The organism is Chryseobacterium formosum (genome assembly GCF_026460885.1).
Lineage (GTDB): Bacteria > Bacteroidota > Bacteroidia > Flavobacteriales > Weeksellaceae > Chryseobacterium > Chryseobacterium formosus.
The window spans coordinates 193,575-211,201 of record NZ_JAOVZW010000013.1 but is presented as its reverse complement, the minus strand read 5'-3'; the positions used below and the strand labels follow the sequence as shown (position 1 = coordinate 211,201).

At 35.6% G+C, this 17,627-nt stretch carries 15 protein-coding genes; 11 read left to right on the top strand and 4 right to left on the bottom strand.

Annotation, left to right across the window (positions count from 1 at the left end; all coding sequences use genetic code 11):
* Window positions 1-126 precede the first annotated feature (126 nt).
* The 4 genes from OF897_RS11485 to OF897_RS11470 form a co-directional block, all read right to left on the bottom strand.
* Window positions 127-1,266, bottom strand: coding sequence for an aspartate aminotransferase family protein (locus OF897_RS11485; RefSeq protein WP_267265823.1), 1,140 nt, complete (start codon window positions 1,264-1,266; stop codon window positions 127-129).
* Window positions 1,267-1,570: 304 nt separating this feature from the next.
* Window positions 1,571-2,560, bottom strand: a complete 990-nt coding sequence (gene argC / locus OF897_RS11480; protein WP_267265822.1) for an N-acetyl-gamma-glutamyl-phosphate reductase — start codon at window positions 2,558-2,560, stop codon at window positions 1,571-1,573.
* Window positions 2,561-2,605: 45 nt separating this feature from the next.
* Window positions 2,606-3,799 (bottom strand): argininosuccinate synthase, encoded by a 1,194-nt coding sequence (locus OF897_RS11475; protein WP_267265821.1) that lies wholly within the window; start codon window positions 3,797-3,799, stop codon window positions 2,606-2,608.
* Window positions 3,771-4,370: a GNAT family N-acetyltransferase gene (locus tag OF897_RS11470; RefSeq protein ID WP_267265820.1), complete on the bottom strand. Its 600-nt coding sequence runs from the start codon at window positions 4,368-4,370 to the stop codon at window positions 3,771-3,773. Before OF897_RS11470 ends, OF897_RS11475 begins: the two co-directional genes overlap by 29 nt.
* A 160-nt stretch (window positions 4,371-4,530) precedes the next feature.
* On the opposite strand from OF897_RS11470, the gene OF897_RS11465 reads away from it, so the two are divergent.
* The 11 genes from OF897_RS11465 (at window position 4,531) to OF897_RS11415 (ending at window position 17,497) form a co-directional block, all read left to right on the top strand.
* On the top strand, window positions 4,531-4,947 hold the full coding sequence (locus OF897_RS11465) for an IS1/IS1595 family N-terminal zinc-binding domain-containing protein (protein ID WP_267265819.1): 417 nt from the start codon (window positions 4,531-4,533) through the stop codon (window positions 4,945-4,947).
* A gap of 228 nt (window positions 4,948-5,175) precedes the next feature.
* The gene (locus OF897_RS11460) at window positions 5,176-6,555 is read left to right on the top strand and encodes a porin (RefSeq protein WP_267265818.1); all 1,380 of its coding nucleotides are present in this window, start codon (window positions 5,176-5,178) and stop codon (window positions 6,553-6,555) included.
* Window positions 6,556-6,602: 47 nt separating this feature from the next.
* The gene (locus OF897_RS11455) at window positions 6,603-8,183 is read left to right on the top strand and encodes an MFS transporter (RefSeq protein WP_267265817.1); all 1,581 of its coding nucleotides are present in this window, start codon (window positions 6,603-6,605) and stop codon (window positions 8,181-8,183) included.
* 44 nt (window positions 8,184-8,227) lie between these two features.
* Window positions 8,228-8,452, top strand: coding sequence for a DUF6814 family protein (locus OF897_RS11450; RefSeq protein ID WP_056080148.1), 225 nt, complete (start codon window positions 8,228-8,230; stop codon window positions 8,450-8,452).
* Window positions 8,453-8,726: 274 nt separating this feature from the next.
* A complete protein-coding gene (locus tag OF897_RS11445) occupies window positions 8,727-8,921 on the top strand; it encodes a hypothetical protein (RefSeq protein WP_047442934.1) in 195 nt (64 codons plus the stop codon).
* Window positions 8,914-11,607: an ATP-binding protein gene (locus tag OF897_RS11440; RefSeq protein ID WP_267265993.1), complete on the top strand. Its 2,694-nt coding sequence runs from the start codon at window positions 8,914-8,916 to the stop codon at window positions 11,605-11,607. The genes OF897_RS11445 and OF897_RS11440 overlap by 8 nt, the downstream gene beginning before the upstream one ends.
* A gap of 12 nt (window positions 11,608-11,619) precedes the next feature.
* Complete coding sequence (locus OF897_RS11435) at window positions 11,620-11,985, top strand: response regulator transcription factor (RefSeq protein WP_267265816.1); 366 nt, start codon at window positions 11,620-11,622, stop codon at window positions 11,983-11,985.
* An 88-nt stretch (window positions 11,986-12,073) separates the two neighbouring features.
* Entirely contained in the window at window positions 12,074-13,969 is a 1,896-nt protein-coding gene (locus OF897_RS11430) for an AMP-binding protein (RefSeq protein ID WP_267265815.1), read from the top strand.
* Between the two features lie 5 nt (window positions 13,970-13,974).
* Window positions 13,975-14,430 (top strand): GNAT family N-acetyltransferase, encoded by a 456-nt coding sequence (locus OF897_RS11425; RefSeq protein WP_267265814.1) that lies wholly within the window; start codon window positions 13,975-13,977, stop codon window positions 14,428-14,430.
* A gap of 170 nt (window positions 14,431-14,600) precedes the next feature.
* On the top strand, window positions 14,601-16,508 hold the full coding sequence (gene acs, locus OF897_RS11420; protein ID WP_267265813.1) for an acetate--CoA ligase: 1,908 nt from the start codon (window positions 14,601-14,603) through the stop codon (window positions 16,506-16,508).
* 65 nt (window positions 16,509-16,573) lie between these two features.
* On the top strand, window positions 16,574-17,497 hold the full coding sequence (locus OF897_RS11415) for a hypothetical protein (protein ID WP_267265812.1): 924 nt from the start codon (window positions 16,574-16,576) through the stop codon (window positions 17,495-17,497).
* Window positions 17,498-17,627 lie beyond the last annotated feature (130 nt).

Sequence of the window (17,627 nt, the reverse complement as noted above, 5' to 3'; positions counted from 1 at the left end):
GAAAATATAAGTTCACATAAGCTAAAATATCTGATTACCAGCGGTTCTTTTTGCTCTTATCACAGATTTACATTTTCTTTAATTATAATATTAAAAACTTTTGTGACTTTTGTGGTTAATTAAAATTTAAAGATTTTCTAAAACAGTTTTTAAAGCACTGATGAACAAATCAGTTTCTTCTTTTTTAATGTTAAGCGCCGGAAGGATCCTCAACACAGCCTTATCATTAGAATTTCCAGTGAAAATATGATGATTGTGCAACAGGCTGTTCCTCACTTCCGAGCAATCCCTGTCGAGTTCAATCCCAATCATCAACCCTTTCCTTCGGATCGTTTTAATATGTGGAAAATCTTTAATTTCGTTTCCAATATAAGCGCCCATTTCCTGAGCATTTTCGATGAGATTTTCATCTTTCATTACGTCCAGAACGGCAATCGCCGCAACACAAGCCAAGTGATTTCCTCCGAAAGTTGTTCCCAACAAACCATTGCTTGCCTGAAATTTCGGATGAATCAAAACGCCACCGATCGGGAAACCATTTCCCATTCCTTTTGCGGTTGTGATAATATCAGCTTCAATTCCGAATTCCTGATGTGCAAAGAAATAGCCGCTTCTTCCGTATCCTGACTGAACTTCATCCAAAATCAAAACAGCATCATGTTTTTCGCACAATTCTTTGATTTTAGTTAAAAATTCAACCGTTGGAATCATAATTCCTCCAACTCCCTGAATCCCTTCAATAATAACGGATGAAATTTCGCTTCCTAGTTTTTCGAAAACCTCTTCAAGTTGTTCTATATTGTTCCATTCAGATTTAATAAATCTTTCATCGTAATTTACCGGAGCTACGATTTTTGGATTATCTGTCACAGAAACTGCCGCCGAAGTTCTTCCATGGAACGAGCCTGAGAAATAAAGAACCTTGTTTTTTCCGTTATGAAAAGATGCCAGTTTTAAAGCATTTTCATTCGCTTCAGCTCCTGAATTACACAGAAATAAATTATAATCTTCCAAACCTGAAAGTTTTCCTAATTTTTCAGCCAATTCAGTCTGTAATTCGTTCTGAACTGAGTTTGAATAGAAAGATATTTTATCTAACTGGTTTTTTAATTGTGCTTGATAATGCGGATGGTTGTGCCCGATAGAAATCACAGCGTGACCTCCGTAAAAATCAAGATATTTTTCTCCTTTATCGTCCCAAAGAAATGATCCCTGAGCTTTTATTGGATTTATATTAAATAATGGATATACTTTGAATAAATTCATGTCTTTTTATAAATGATAATTGATGTTTGATGAATGATTCATCTGATTATTTTCTTTTGCCTTGAAGCAAAAGAAACAAAAATTCAAGACTTGGAAACTTCCGCTAAAAATTTAAATTGAATCCTAAAATTCCCAAAACTCGGGCGGAAACTACTATTACATTTTAGAAATAACATTTTTGCCGCCACTCAAACAGTGGGAATTTCTTAACGGATTAAATTTCAATTTTCTTAACGCTCCATTTTCCTATGTCGTTTTTACTTTGAGTTTAAAAATTCACTATTGACTTATTGACAATTGACATTTAAAACGCAATCGGTTTTAAGTTTAATCCTGAATTCTCTTCCCAGCCCATCGCAATATTCATATTTTGAACTGCCTGTCCGGAAGCTCCTTTCAACAAATTGTCAATCGCTGAATGAATAACCGCAACATTTCCACTCTTTTCTATATGAATCACACAGCGATTCGTGTTGACAACCTGTTTTAAATCAATTGCTTTCTCACTTACCTTTACAAAAGGTGCATCTGCATAAAAATCCTGATACAATTGATTGATATCTGAAAGTTCTAAATCTGTTTTCACCGTGGAACTCGTAAAAATCCCTCTCGCAAAATCTCCTCTCCATGGAACAAAATTCATACTGATTTCATTCGTATTAAAAGAAACTAACTGCTGTAAAATCTCATCTACATGCTGATGGGTCAAAGTTTTATAGGCTGAAATATTATCATTTCTCCAAGTGAAATGAGTCGTTGCCTGCAAAGACTGACCCGCTCCTGTAGAACCTGTAATTCCCGTTGTGTACACTTCATACAGCAAACCTTTTTGAGCTAATGGAAGCAAAGCCAGTTGAATTGCCGTTGCAAAACATCCCGGATTGGCAATACTTTTCGCTCCTGAAAGTTGTTTCTTGTTGATTTCAGGTAGTCCGTAGATAAAATTTCTGTTTCCTAAATTTCCATCTAAACGAAAATCATTTCCTAAATCGATCACCAACGTTGAATCTTTTACAGGATTTTGAGTCAGCCAATTCTGACTTTCTTTGTGAGGAAGACATAAAAATAAAATATCAACTTCTTCAGGTTTATCCGTTAAAACCATCTCACAAACTGTCGCTAAATCCGGGTACAAATCTGAAATTTTTGTGCCCGAATTCGAACGACTATATAAAAAACTCAAAGACACATGAGGATGATAAGCCAGCAGACGAACCAGTTCGCTTCCCGTGTAACCGTTGGCTCCGATGATTCCTACTGTTTTATTAATTTCAATCATTTTTATTTTTACCATAGGTTTCACCTACGGCTATTATTGTTGAACCCTTCGGGTTCTGGGTTAAAATCCAGAATTAATCTGATGATATATATTTAAAGAATTGCTTACAATTTTCGTGTAACCTTTCACATCTTCGCCCGTCCATGCTCTGTTTGCTTCGCCATAGCTTCCGAATTTATCAGACATTAAATCATGTTGAGACTCAATTCCATTCAAAATAAATCGATAAGGATGAAGGGTTACAAAAACTTTTCCACTGACTGTTTTTTGAGAATCAACCAAGAAAGACTCGATATTTCTCATTACAGGATCCAAGAAAAGTGCTTCGTGAAGCCAGTTTCCGTACCAGTCGGACAATTGAGACTTCATCATCTGCTGATATTTGGAAAGTGTATGTTTTTCCAACAAATGATGCGCTTTGATAATTACTGAAGCCGCTGCCGCCTCGAAACCCACTCTTCCTTTGATTCCAACAATTGTATCTCCAACGTGAATATCACGACCAATTCCGTAAGCCGAAGCCAACTCTTCAATTTTTTGAATGGCGTAAACCGAGTGTTCAAAATTTTCACCGTTTACCGCTACAACTTCACCATTTTTAAACTCAATTTCCAATTCTGCAGGCTGAGTTTCTTTAATTTGAGAAGGAAAAGCTTCTTCGGGAAGGTAATTTCTTGATGTCAAAGTTTCTTTTCCACCAACTGAAGTTCCCCAAAGTCCTTTATTTACAGAATATTGTGCTTTTTGGAACTCTTTTTCGTAGCCGTGACTTTTCAAAAATTCAATTTCTTCTTCACGAGATAAAGACATATCACGAATTGGCGTAATAATTTCTACATTCGGACACATTACCTGAAAAATCAAGTCAAAACGAACTTGGTCATTTCCAGCACCTGTACTTCCGTGAGCAATAGCATCAGCCCCGATTTCAATCGCAAATTTTGCAATTTCCTGTGCCTGAATCGTACGTTCAGCACTTACAGACAATGGATACGTATTGTTTTTCAACACATTACCAAAGATCAAATACTTTACACAAGAATCATAATAATCTTCCTGAGCATCAACACACCTGTATTCTTTTACCCCAAGATTAAAGGCATTTTTCTCCAGTTCTTTTTCCTCTTCTTTAGAAAAACCTCCGGTATTTACAGTGACTGCATACACCTCATATCCAAGTGTTTCACTCAAATATTTAGCACAGTAAGAGGTATCGAGACCTCCGCTAAACGCTAAGATTACTTTCTTGCTCATTTCTATATTGATTTTCGGGTTGATCACTTACAACACCATTTACTTTATTATTATCGGGAACGAAAAGCATTGCTGTACAAAGGCAGTTTTTACGTTCTTTTTTCATTAAAATTTCATAATTCACACAGTTTTTACAACCGTTCCAGAATTCTTCATCTTGTGTTAATTCAGAATAAATTACAGGTTTGTAACCTAAATCACTGTTGATTTTCATTACGGCGAGACCTGTTGTCAATCCAAAAACTTTTGCAGTCGGATATTTATCTCTGGATAATTGGAAAACTCTATTTTTGATTAAAGTAGCAGCTCCTCTTTCCCTGAATTTTGGCGAAACGATTAATCCGGAGTTAGCCACAAATTGACCATGTGACCAAGTCTCTATATAGCAGAAACCTACCCACTCTCCATTTTCAGTAGCTACCACAGCATTCCCTTCTGAAATCTTTTTACTTAAGTATTCTATGGAACGTTTCGCAATACCCGTCCCTCTTCGCTGTGCAGAATCGTACATTTCCTGCTGTATTTCACTCACATACATCAGATGTATGGATGAGGAAATTTCTATTTCCATTTATTTATCTAAATTTTTTGGCAAATTTAAAGTATAATAACTTTAAAAACCAAATTAAAAAGATAATTTTATTGAATTAATTTAATATACAGGTAATTTTATCTTTATACTAAATTAACATTTTGCTAAATTATTATATATTTGCTAAAAAGATATAGTTATGGAAAATCAATGCCCTAAATGCAACGGTTCTAAGGTGGTAAAAAGCGGAATTGTAAACGAAAAGCAACGTTTCCTTTGCAAAGACTGCAACTATTATTTCACCGTAAAAAAACTCGGAAAACAGATTGATGATTATTACGTAACAAAAGCTTTGCAACTATATCTTGAAGGATTGAGCTTCCGTGAAATAGAGCGAATTATAGGTGTTTCTCATGTAACAATCAGTTCATGGATCAAGAAATATAATATCACAAGACCCCCTCATTCTGGCTTTCATCCGGTTTATAAAATTTTAAAACAAAATGAGCTGATTGAATATATTGCCAAAGAAGAAAACATTAAAGATTCCGGTTTAATTATTACCCAATTTGCAGATAAATATATGTTAATCAAATGGGAACGTTTTAAGAAATAATTTTCTGAATGACGAGTTATAAATTATAAGTTATGAGTTTTTTATAAAATTTAACTCAATTATTATCAATAGTTTAATTTAAAATAAAAAAAAGAACTTTCGAACTCATAATCCATCATTTATAATTCATAACTATACACAAAGCATAAATATATATTAAATTTTCACAACTAAATTATTAATTCCAATTTGGCTTTCACAAAATAACAGCCAAAAAATTAATAATTTATGAAGAAAATATTAAGTTTTATTGGATTAGCTTTAATGAGCAGTTCTGTATACGGTCAAGGTTCCCCTGATTATGGAAATGGTTTAAAAATCAACATCAATACTGAAGGAGATAAATATGTCAGATTTATTCTCTGGGATCAGTTCTGGATCAGGAACACCGAAATGAACCCCGGGAGTATGGTTGGAGACGAACCGACTGACAATACCTGGAACTTAGGAAACCGACGAGCGCGTATTCTAGCCTATGCTCAAATTACTAAGCGTTACATGATTCTTACACACTTTGGAATCAATAATCAGACTTTCATTAACGGAGGCGCAACCGGAACTACAGGAACTGGTGGCTACGGAAATGGTAAAAAACCTCAACTTTTCTTTCACGACGCTTGGAATGAATATGCTGTCATTATGCCGGGTGAAGCAGGAAAATTCAGTTTAACATTGGGAGGCGGACTTCATTATTATATGGGACTTTCCCGTATGACGATGGCTTCGACCTTAAATTTTCTAACATTAGATTCTCCAATTTTCAGTTGGCCTTTGATTGATAATTCTGATCAGTTTGCAAGACAAATGGGCGTTTTTGCCAAAGGTAAATACGGACAATTTGAGTACAGAATGAGTTTAAACAAACCATTTGCAACAGATCTTGCTCCTGCAAACACTTTAATTCCCGGAAATGAAATCGCGGTTGATAACAACGGAAACCCAAACTGGTCTAAAGCTGGATATTTTGAATATCAATTTTTAGATACAGAATCCAATCTTCTTCCTTTTAAAGTCGGTTCTTACCTGGGAACCAAAAAAGTTTTCAACGTCGGTGCAGGTTTTTATCATCAGGCAGAAGGAACAAGAACTTCGGTTAACTCAAATATCGAAAAACATGACATTACTCTACTCTCTGTAGATGCCTTTGCCGATATTCCATTGGGGGAAGCTAAAAATAAAATGGCAGTTTCGGCTTATGCAGGATATTTCAATTATAATTTCGGACCGAATTACGTAAGAAATTTAGGTACAATGAACATCGCAGCCAACGACCCGAATTTTGTCGGACAAAGAGCTTTAGCTGGTCCAGGAAATCTACAACCAATGATCGGAACCGGAAATGTGGTCTATGCTCAGGCAGGTTTGTTATTGCCGAGTCAGGCAGAAAAACCAAAAATCAGAATTCAGCCATTTGCTGCTTATACATATAAAGATTTTGAAGCTTTTGACAAGCCATCATCGCAGTTTGATGTGGGAGCCAACTGGTTTCTCGACGGTCATCACGCAAAAATCACGACACAATATTCTACAAGACCCGTTTACACAAGTCCGACAGAAAACCCTAAATCTAAAGGAGAATTTATTGTACAGCTTCAGATTTATTTATAAAAACCAATTCCATTTAATTTAATTATTAACAAAAAAAATCTATTGATATGAGCGAACAACACCACGATGTTTACGAGAATATGACAGATAAGCAGAAGAACCGCACCATTTGGAGCGTGATCACCGCATCGTCCCTCGGAACCTTGATAGAATGGTATGATTTCTATATTTTCGGAAGTCTGGCAGTCGTTTTGGCGACCAAATTCTTCCCGGCAGACAATCCTACTGCAGCATTTTTATCTACGCTGGCCACTTTTGCGGCCGGATTTGTAGTGAGACCTTTCGGAGCCCTGTTTTTCGGAAGACTGGGAGACATTATCGGAAGAAAATATACTTTCCTGGTTACTTTATTGATCATGGGATTTTCGACCTTCCTGATCGGATGTATTCCGGGATATGAAACGATCGGATTTATGGCGCCGGTTTTAGTTTTAATCTTAAGACTTTTACAGGGACTGGCTTTAGGTGGGGAATACGGTGGCGCAGCAACTTATGTTGCAGAATATTCACAGCCACACAGAAGAGGTTACTGGACTTCATGGATTCAGACTACCGCTACAGCAGGACTTTTCATTTCACTGATCGTTATTTTAATTACTAAAAATACACTTTCAGCAGAAGACTTTGACTCATGGGGATGGAGAGTTCCATTCTGGATTTCAATTTTGATGGTTGGAGTTTCGTATTTCATCAGAAAAAACATGAAGGAATCACCGCTTTTTGCAAAGGCTAAAAGTGAAGGGAAAACTTCAAAAAATCCTTTAAAAGAAAGCTTTGGAAATAAATTCAATTTCAAATTTGTCTTGTTGGCTTTATTCGGAGCTGCGATGGGACAAGGAGTAATCTGGTACACCGGACAGTTTTATGCGATGAGCTTCCTTCAAAAAGTAATGAACATTAATTCGATGCAGGTTGATTATCTGATGGCAACAGCTTTATTGATGGGAACACCGTTCTTCGTATTTTTCGGTTGGCTTTCAGACAAAATTGGCCGAAAAGCAATTATGATGACCGGAATGCTAGTCGCAATCTTAGCTTACAGACCCATTTACGACGCGATGTACAAAAGCGTGAATATAGAAGCGAAAACTGTAGCAAGTGAAGGTATTAAAGAAACGAGAGTTGCAGCCATTCACAAAACGATTGCAACAGACAGTTTAGTTACATTCCATAAAGAAACAACTTACACAGATGGAACTTTAATTAAAAAAGACAGTATCGTTCACTGGTCAGCCGCCGGTCCTGTAATGAAAGACGGAAAAGCGGAAGAGCCAAAAGTTTCAACATCGATTACATTGAATGACAACACGAGATGGTATTTGGTCTTCCTCGTATTTATTCAGGTGATTTTTGTGACGATGGTTTACGGTCCGATTGCAGCATTTTTAGTTGAAATGTTCCCGGTGAGAATCCGTTATACATCGATGTCGTTGCCGTATCATATTGGTAATGGGGTTTTTGGAGGATTGCTTCCCGCAGTAGCCACTTATCTCGTAACTTCAGGAAAAGATGCAGGACATGCGACGTGGTATCTTGAGGGACTTTGGTATCCGATCGGAGTTGCCGCAGTCTGTTTAGTCATCGGATTGATTTATCTAAAAAATAAGAACAACAATATCCACGATTAATAGGGATAATCACTCAAAAATTTATTAATTTTAAATCTACTAAAATGAACGGATTAAAAAAAATATTAGGCATTGTATGGATTTTAGCCGCCCTGATCGTTGCCTATTTTGGAATAACGGTGATGGGCATCCCTAAAATCACATCAGGAAAACAGGAAGACCTTGTGTTCGGCATCATTATACTTTTTGTATTGGTTCCGATTGTCACAGGCGGATTGGCCATCTTTGGATATTATTCTTTGACTGGAGAATATTCTGACGAGAAATAATTTATAAATGATAGATGATAATTGATGAATGATTTCGGTCTGTTCATCAATTATCGTTTTTAATAAAAAAAGTTGACCGGAAATTATATCCCCCCGACCCATCCTTCGACAAGCTCAGGATGACATGGTAGTTATTTTAGTCAATTCTAAATAGAAGTTTTCCTCTATTTTAGGGCTGGAGAAAAGCGGAATTATTTTAAATTTTCATTAAAATTGAATATAAAAAAACTTTAAACATTCGAATCAATCAACTACCATTCATCAATAATCACTTATGAAAAAGCGTCACGAGCAAAAACTGATTATTCTGAGCGTAGGTCTTTTGATTGCGTTCAGCATTCCTATTTCATTGTTGTTTAACAGTGAAAGGGAGGTTTTTGGGTACCCGATGATTCTTGTTTATTTCTTTGCAGTCTGGATGATTTCCATCATTATTTCTTTTGTAATCGTAAAAAAATATGATGAGTAGTTTCGCATTATTTATCGTTGTCCTTATTTACCTCGCACTTTTGTTCTTGGTTGCCCATTTGGCAGAGAAGAAAAAGAGTAAGATGTGGATCAATAATCCTTACATCTATGCATTGTCTCTTGCTGTGTACTGCACCGCATGGACGTATTATGGAAGTATCGGTGTAGCAGCGACAAGCGGACTCAATTATTTACCGATTTACATTGGCCCGATCATGGTGATTCCGGCCTGGATTTACATTAATACCCGGATTGTCCGCATTTCGAGAGTCAATAAAATCAGCAGTTTGGCAGATTTCATTTCATTAAGATATGGTAACAGCCGGAGTTTCAGTGCAATCATCACTCTGGTTTGTCTGTTTGCTATTATTCCATACATCGGATTACAAATCAAAGCAATTTCCGAGACTTTTCATTTGGTTACAGAAACTAAATTTTCTCAAAATATTTTAACTGACAGCGGAACTTTTGTAGTCATTCTAATTGCTGTCTTTTCATCCTATTACGGAACAAAATATGTTGATGCCTCCGAAAAGCGTTTAGGAATTATTTCTGCTATCGCCTTGGAAAGTTTCCTGAAACTATTCTTTATAATCATTTTAGGATTATTCGTTATCTATTATGCGTTTGACGGATTTTCAGACCTCTATCAAAAGGCGAGTAAATTCCCTGATTTTAAAGCAAAAAATACATTTAACGGGATTGAAGGCGCGATGAACTGGATGGTTCTCTGCATGATTTCCGGAACAGCCATCTGTATTTTACCGAGACAGTTTCACACTGCAATCGTTGAAAACAGACAGGAAAAGCACATCAAAACAGCAATCTGGTTTTTCCCTTTATATCTTTTGATATTTACGATTTTCATTTTCCCGATTGCCTGGGGCGGACGATTGATTTTTAACGGACAAAACGTGAATCCAGAGTTCTATTCTATTTTGATTCCGCAACATTTTGACAATACTTTGATTACTGTTCTGGTGTTTTTGGGAGGCTTGAGCTCATGTATTTCAATGATTATTATTTCGGCGATTACTCTGTCTATTATGCTTTCAAACAATCTGATTATTCCTTATGGTTTACTTGGAAAATTTAAAGCTGAAAATGAAGTTCAAAACACGCGGAACATTACCAATATCCGTAAATTCTCGATTTTCGGGTTGATTATAGTTGCTTTTGCCTTTTATAAATATTTCATTTTAAAAACTTCTTTAGATTCTGTCGGACTGATTTCATTTGTCATTATTGCTCAGTTGGCACCTGCATTTTTTGGAGCAATATTCTGGCGAAGAGGCAGTTATCAGGGCGCAGTGGCCGGACTTTTAGCTGGATTAATTATCTGTTACTTCGGATTGATTATTCCACAGTATTATTTTTCTTACAATTCTGAATTGAAAGGAGTTTTAAGAGATTTGTATAATGCTTTTCAGTTTTTTGACATTTCGTTTTTAACCCGAATTCCTGAAATTTTCTTTTGGTCGATTTTGGTTAACACTGCCCTATTTACGATACTTTCCGTAAGCATGAAAGGAAATTACCGTGAGAGAAATTTTGCGGAACTATATGTTGACATTGATAAATACATTCAAAATCATGAAAACGCATTTATTTGGCGTGGAACAGCCTATGTTTCTGATATTCAAAATATTCTCGAGCGTTTTTTAGGCAAAAAGAAAACAGAACAGGCAATGCGGATTTTCAATATTAAATACAATATCGATTCACAAACCGAAACAGCCGATTCAAGATTTATTAAATTTTCTGAAAACCTTTTGGCGGGAAGAATCGGGACGGCTTCCGCAAAAATCCTGATTGAAGGCGTGACTAAGGAAGATAAAATTTCATTGAAAGAAGTTTTAAATATTTTGGAGGAATCAAAAGAAAATATCACGCTAAATAAAAAACTGACCGAGAAATCTGAAGAGCTGAAACAGCTTTCCAACGACCTCAGTGCAGCCAATGAAAATCTCATCGTGAAAGACCGTCAGAAGGATGATTTTCTGGATTCTGTAGCGCATGAACTGAGAACTCCAATTACAGCAATACGTTCAGCAGGAGAAATTTTAGCCGATGACGACGATATTCCTTTAGATATTAAAAAAGAATTTTTAAACAATATCATCACAGAGTCTGACCGTTTGAGCGAAATCATTAATGATATTCTCTACTTAGATAAACTACAACACGGAGAAATTGCCTTAAATATTCAGGAAAATAATATTATCGAAACCTATAAAAAAGCCTTAAATCCTATCCTGCATTTGATTCAGCAGAAATTTATTCATGTCAGCGAACTTGATTTATTAAAGCGTTATCAATTTGAATATGATGAAGCGAGATTTATCCAGTTGTTTCAGAATATTTTAGGAAACGCTTTGAAATTCACCGATGAACAGGGAATTATACAGACGAAACTTTCAGAAAAAGATGATAATTTGATCATTAAAATTTTCAATACGGGGAAAAATATTCCCGAAGAAGATCTGGAAATGATTTTCGATAAATTTTATCAGTCTAAAAATCAAAACATTATCAAACCTACCGGAAGCGGCCTTGGATTAGCGATTTCCAAACGAATCATTGAAGCTCACAACGGAACCATAAAAGCAGAAAACAGCGGATTGGGTGTGACGTTTACCATCATCCTGCCGAAAAACAATATAAAAGACCATGAAGTTGAACCCTAACGAAGTACAAAAATGAAAAAGATCTTAATCGCCGACGACGAGCACAAGATATTAATGTCTCTGGAATACAGTTTTCGGAAAATCGGTTACGAAGTTTTTATCGCCAGAGATGGAACTGAAGTTTTGGAATTTTTAAAAACCATTGTTCCAGATGTGATTTTACTCGACATTATGATGCCGAATCTTGACGGCTACAGCACTTTGGAAGAAATTAAAAAGAATGAAAATTTAAACAGTACAAAAGTTCTGTTCCTCAGCGCCAAAAACAATCCAAAAGATATTGAGAAAGGTCTGGAAATGGGAGCTGACGCGTATGTAACGAAGCCATATTCTATTAAAAAACTGATTTCTCAGATTGAGGAACTGTTGATTAATTAAACACGAATATCATAAATAAAATTGCGCAAATGATTTAGTGCAATTCGTGAAAAAATTCGTGCAATTCGTGTTTTAAAAACAACAAATTATGAACACAGATAATCTATTTAAACAAAGCATAGAAAACAAAGAGCAGTTCTGGAAAGAACAGGCTCAGGAAATTTCGTGGTTTGAATTTCCAGAAACAATTATTTCAAAGGACGGAAATGATTACACCCAATGGTTTGCAGACGGAAAACTCAACATGTCTTATCTCTGCATTGACAAACATATTGAAGATGGTTTTGGAGAAGAAACAGCGATTATCTACGATTCTCCCGTTACCAACCATAAAATAAAATACACCTTTAATCAGGCTAAAAAAGAAATTTCAAAATTAGCTGGCGGATTGGTTTCTTTAGGCTTAAAAAAAGGCGATACCGCAGTCATTTATATGCCGATGATTCCTCAGACGCTTTTTGCGATGTTGGCCTGTGCGAGAATCGGCGTAATTCACAATGTGGTTTTCGGAGGTTTTGCACCTCATGAACTGGTTGTGAGAATTGATGACTGCAAACCGAAAGCTTTGATTACAGCCACAGCAGGAATAGAAATTGCCAAAAGAATTCCTTATTTACCTTTAGTTGAAAAAGCAATCGAACTGGCACAGGATAAAGTCGAAAATATCATTGTTTTTAACAGAAGATTAATCGACAATCAGGATGAAATGTTTGAAGGCATAATCGATTACGAAGAATTGGTTGAAAAGTCTGAGCCTGCAGATTGTGTTTCTGTGGAATCGAATCATCCGCTTTATCTTTTATATACTTCAGGAACTACCGGAAAACCAAAAGGCATAACGAGAGATACAGGCGGCTATGCAACTGCTTTGAAATTTTCCATGAAATACATCTATGGAATTGAACAAGGCGAAACGTTTTGGGCGGCTTCCGATTTTGGCTGGGCAGTTGGACACAGTTACAGCGTTTATGGACCTTTGATCAACAGAAACACCACTATTATTTTCGAAGGAAAACCAATTATGACTCCCGATGCAGGAACTTTTTGGAGAATTATTTCTGAGTACAAAGTTTCCGCAATGTTTACGGCTCCTACAGCCATCAGAGCGATTAAAAAAGAAGATCCGAATGGCGAATTAGTAAAGAAATATGATTTAAGCCATTTCAAAAAACAGTTTTTGGCAGGCGAAAGATGCGATGTTGCAACTTTGGATTGGTTTGAAAAGTATATCCGTGTACCCGCCATCGATCATTGGTGGCAGACAGAATCAGGCTCGCCGATGCTAGGCTTACTCACTCTTGCTGATAATTATAAAATTAAAAGAGCTTCCGCAGGAAAACCGATTCCAGGATATGATATTAAAATTTTTGATGAAAATGGATATCAAGTGGATGAGCATAAAGAAGGATATTTAGTTATCAAACTTCCGCTTCCGCCCGGTGCAATGCTGGGAATCTGGAATGATTACGAGCGTTTTGAGAAAAGTTATTTATCTCAGTACAAAGGTTATTATTTTTCCGGAGACGGTGCTATTAAAGATGAAGACGGCTATATTTTTATCACAGGAAGAGTGGATGATGTCATCAACGTTGCCGGTCACCGACTTTCAACTTCGGAAATGGAAGAAATTGTTTCCTCGCATCCCGATGTCGCTGAATGTGCAGTAGTCGGAATTGATGATGAATTACGCGGACAGGTTCCTTTTGCAACGGTTGTTTTAAAAAATGGCTCAGAAATTTCTGATGAAAATATTGAAAAAGAAATCATTCTGAAAGTCAGAGAAAAAATAGGTGCAGTAGCATTTCTAAAGTCTGTAATGATCGTAAAAAGACTTCCAAAAACCCGTTCAGGGAAAATTTTAAGAAAACTAATCAGAGCGATTATTGATGGTAAAGAATTTCAGATTCCATCGACGATTGATGATGAGATGATTATTGAGGAATTAAAGGAGAAGATTCTGCAATACAGAAATTCACAAACTTAAGTGTGATGACGGAAATTATCAAAGCAAATGTCAATGACGACAGGATTTTAACCGAGATTACAAAAACATCAAAGGCTTACTGGGGATATTCCGATAAACAAATGGATGAGTGGTCAGATTTGCTAACCATTACTTCAGAATACATCCAAAAGAATCAAGTGTATAAATTAATTGTTAATCAATCAAGCATCGCTTATTATTCTTATTTTGAAACTGAAAATAATAGTGTGAGACTAGATAATCTGTTTGTTTCACCTAAAAATATCGGTATAGGATATGGTAAATTATTAATGAATGATTTCATTTTAAAAATAAAACAGAGCGAAAGATCAAGAATAATTCTTGACGCCGACCCAAACGCACAGAAATTTTATGAAAGCTTCGGGTTTACAAAATTTGGACAAATTGAAACATCCATAATAGACAGATTTTTACCAATTATGGAACTCAAATTGGATTAAATTTTTGAAAATTCATTTGAATGGACACCACTATAATTATGTAAGTGAAACGGCTTTGTGAAACTTATAGTAGTGTACGTAAAAAATGCTTTGTGAACTCTGTGTTCAAATGTAAAGCATGAGAAAATAATTTAAACATTAAAAAATAAATAATTCTAAAAAGAAAAAGTATGAGAAATTACGTGATAGAAGATTTACCGCACTACTTTGAAGAGTACAAAAAATCAATCAAAAACCCGAAAAAATTCTGGGATAAAGTGGCTGACCAAAATTTTGTTTGGTACCAAAGATGGAGCAAAGTGGTAAAATATGATATGAATGAAGCAAAAATCACATGGTTTAAAGATGCTAAATTAAATATCACTAAAAACTGCCTCGACAGACATCTTTCCGTACGTGGCGAAAAAACAGCAATCATCTGGGAACCCAACGACCCAAAAGAAGAAGCGCAGCATATTTCCTATAACGAACTGTATGAAAGGGTTAACAAAACAGCCAATGTTCTAAAAGACATGGGTATTGAAAAGGGCGACAGAGTCTGCATCTATCTTCCGATGATTCCTGAGCTGGCAGTTACAATGTTGGCCTGCGCAAAACTCGGAGCTGTACATTCAGTTATTTTCGCCGGATTTTCAGCTTCAGCGGTAGTTTCTAGAGTAAATGACTGCGGCGCAAAAATGCTGATTACTTCAGACGGAAGTTACAGAGGCAACAAAGTTTTAGATTTAAAATCAATTATCGATGAAGCGTTGGAAAAATGTCCGACTATCGAAAAAACTTTGGTGGTCAAAAGAACCAACAACGAGGTAAACATGAAGGAAGGCAGAGATTTCTGGATGGCTGATCTGTATGAAAAAGCTTCCGCAGATTTCGTGACGATCATCATGGATGCAGAAGATCCTTTGTTCATTTTGTACACTTCAGGTTCTACGGGAAAACCAAAGGGAATGCTTCACACTTCCGCTGGCTACATGGTGTATTCCGCTTACACTTTCAAAAATGTTTTCAATTATCAGGAAAATGACATCTATTGGTGTACCGCAGATATTGGCTGGATTACAGGGCATTCATACATTCTTTACGGGCCTTTATTGAATGGTGCAACCACCGTGATTTTCGAAGGAGTTCCGACTTATCCTGAGCCTGATAGATTCTGGGAAGTAATTGAAAAGCATAAAGTTACCCAATTCTACACTGCACCAACCGCCATTCGGTCTTTAGCAAAAGAGAGCGCTGAATGGGTTGACAAACACGATTTAAGTTCATTGAGAGTGATCGGATCTGTTGGTGAACCTATTAACGATGAGGCATGGCACTGGTTTAACGATCATGTGGGGAGAAAAAAATGCCCGATTGTCGACACATGGTGGCAGACAGAAACCGGGGGAATTATGATTTCTCCAATTCCATTCGTAACACCGACAAAACCAACTTACGCAACACTTCCGTTACCTGGAATTCAACCTGTCTTAATGGACGATAAACGCAACGAAATTACAGGAAATCAGGTAACAGGAAACTTGTGCATCCGTTTTCCGTGGCCGGGAATTGCAAGAACAATTTGGGGCGACCATCAAAGATATAAGGAGACTTACTTTTCCGCATTTCCGGGGAAATATTTTACTGGTGACGGTGCTTTGAGAGACGAAGTCGGTTATTACAGAATTACCGGTCGTGTGGATGATGTGGTGATTGTTTCCGGACATAATTTGGGAACTGCACCGATTGAAGACAGCATCAACGAACATCCGGCGGTTGCAGAATCTGCAATTGTTGGTTTCCCGCACGACATCAAAGGAAGTGCTTTGTACGGTTTTGTGATTTTAAAAGATTCTGGATCAGACAGAAAGCAGGAAAATTTAGTAAAGGAAATTAATCAGTTGATCTCAGATCAGATTGGCCCGATCGCAAAACTGGATAAAATTCAGTTTGTCTCAGGACTTCCGAAAACCCGTTCAGGAAAGATTATGCGTAGAATTTTAAGAAAAATTGCCGAAGGAGATTTTAGTAATTTCGGCGACACTTCTACTCTATTGAATCCTGAAATTGTGGAGGAAATTAAAAATGAGAGAATTTAATTTTATTCAAATAATTTAGTGCCTGTTTAATTTTAGACAGGCTTTTTTATTTTAAAACTTTAATGATGAAACTGATACACATTTTAATTGTACTACTATTCCTGCAATCATGTGAGAAAAAAGAACTTAATGAAGATGAAATTTTAGAAATTATACATTCAAATGAAGGTTATGAAAATATGAATCTCAAGAGGGATTTTTTAACAGGTAACGAATTTGTAGATTCACTAAAAACTTTTAGAAAAATTCTTAATGAAGAAAATTTTAAACCAATCTATAAAGCTGATTTTAACAACGACGGTAAGAAAGACTATTTGGTAAATCTTGCTTATCCAATAGTTTCAGATATTAATAATATTGTTAAACCTCGTATAAGCGAACATAATTATAATTCTGCATTACTAATAAGTGATAATGATGGTTACAAAGTTTTAAATCCGGGAAAAGGTAAAGTTTATGAAATTGTTGCATCAAAAACAATCAAATTAAAAAACCAACCCTTAATTAAACTGATCTCCTATAATCAAGCCTTCGATGATTCTTATCATATATTTGATATCGATACTTTGATGATTAAAAATAATATATTGACTGAATACTATGCTAACAATAAAAAACACAAAGTTGACAAAATAATTTTCACACAAAATGAAGGTTATTCTCCTGTAAGAATTTACCAATTAATATTAACGAAAGATTTAGTAATTCTCCATTCTGATAACTATAAAAATTTGAAGGGAAATTATTCAGGAGACAACAATTCTGGTTTTCAAAAGTTAGCAAACCATTTAAATGAAATTAATTTTTTAAAACTAAGAGAAAAATCTTTATTTCCATGCTGTAATGAATCTTCAGTTGAAACCGAAATCTTTTTCGACAATGGAAAATCAAAAAAAATTCATGACTACAACGCAAAGGGAAATTTGAGCTTAATGAATTTTTACGAGATGGTTAATAAAATAGCTGAAAATGAAAATTGGAAGAAATAAAATAATAGATATTATCTTAAATAATAATAAATTTTTATAGATAAAATAAAATATTGTAAATTTTATTGAATTTTTATTAATTATTTCAAAAATATTTCTATCTTTAGATAACCAATATAAAACAAAATTA

What these genes read in the sequence shown, in the direction of transcription:
- OF897_RS11475 (WP_267265821.1), bottom strand. Translation starts at nt 3,799, where the DNA reads ATGAGCAAGAAAGTAATCTTAGCGTTTAGCGGAGGTCTCGATACCTCT.
- OF897_RS11485 (WP_267265823.1), bottom strand. Translation starts at nt 1,266, where the DNA reads ATGAATTTATTCAAAGTATATCCATTATTTAATATAAATCCAATAAAA.
- OF897_RS11460 (WP_267265818.1), top strand. Translation starts at nt 5,176, where the DNA reads ATGAAGAAAATATTAAGTTTTATTGGATTAGCTTTAATGAGCAGTTCT.
- argC (WP_267265822.1), bottom strand. Translation starts at nt 2,560, where the DNA reads ATGGTAAAAATAAAAATGATTGAAATTAATAAAACAGTAGGAATCATC.
- acs (WP_267265813.1), top strand. Translation starts at nt 14,601, where the DNA reads ATGAGAAATTACGTGATAGAAGATTTACCGCACTACTTTGAAGAGTAC.
- OF897_RS11465 (WP_267265819.1), top strand. Translation starts at nt 4,531, where the DNA reads ATGGAAAATCAATGCCCTAAATGCAACGGTTCTAAGGTGGTAAAAAGC.
- OF897_RS11470 (WP_267265820.1), bottom strand. Translation starts at nt 4,370, where the DNA reads ATGGAAATAGAAATTTCCTCATCCATACATCTGATGTATGTGAGTGAA.
- OF897_RS11425 (WP_267265814.1), top strand. Translation starts at nt 13,975, where the DNA reads ATGACGGAAATTATCAAAGCAAATGTCAATGACGACAGGATTTTAACC.
- OF897_RS11450 (WP_056080148.1), top strand. Translation starts at nt 8,228, where the DNA reads ATGAACGGATTAAAAAAAATATTAGGCATTGTATGGATTTTAGCCGCC.
- OF897_RS11430 (WP_267265815.1), top strand. Translation starts at nt 12,074, where the DNA reads ATGAACACAGATAATCTATTTAAACAAAGCATAGAAAACAAAGAGCAG.
- OF897_RS11435 (WP_267265816.1), top strand. Translation starts at nt 11,620, where the DNA reads ATGAAAAAGATCTTAATCGCCGACGACGAGCACAAGATATTAATGTCT.
- OF897_RS11455 (WP_267265817.1), top strand. Translation starts at nt 6,603, where the DNA reads ATGAGCGAACAACACCACGATGTTTACGAGAATATGACAGATAAGCAG.
- OF897_RS11440 (WP_267265993.1), top strand. Translation starts at nt 8,914, where the DNA reads ATGAGTAGTTTCGCATTATTTATCGTTGTCCTTATTTACCTCGCACTT.
- OF897_RS11415 (WP_267265812.1), top strand. Translation starts at nt 16,574, where the DNA reads ATGAAACTGATACACATTTTAATTGTACTACTATTCCTGCAATCATGT.
- OF897_RS11445 (WP_047442934.1), top strand. Translation starts at nt 8,727, where the DNA reads ATGAAAAAGCGTCACGAGCAAAAACTGATTATTCTGAGCGTAGGTCTT.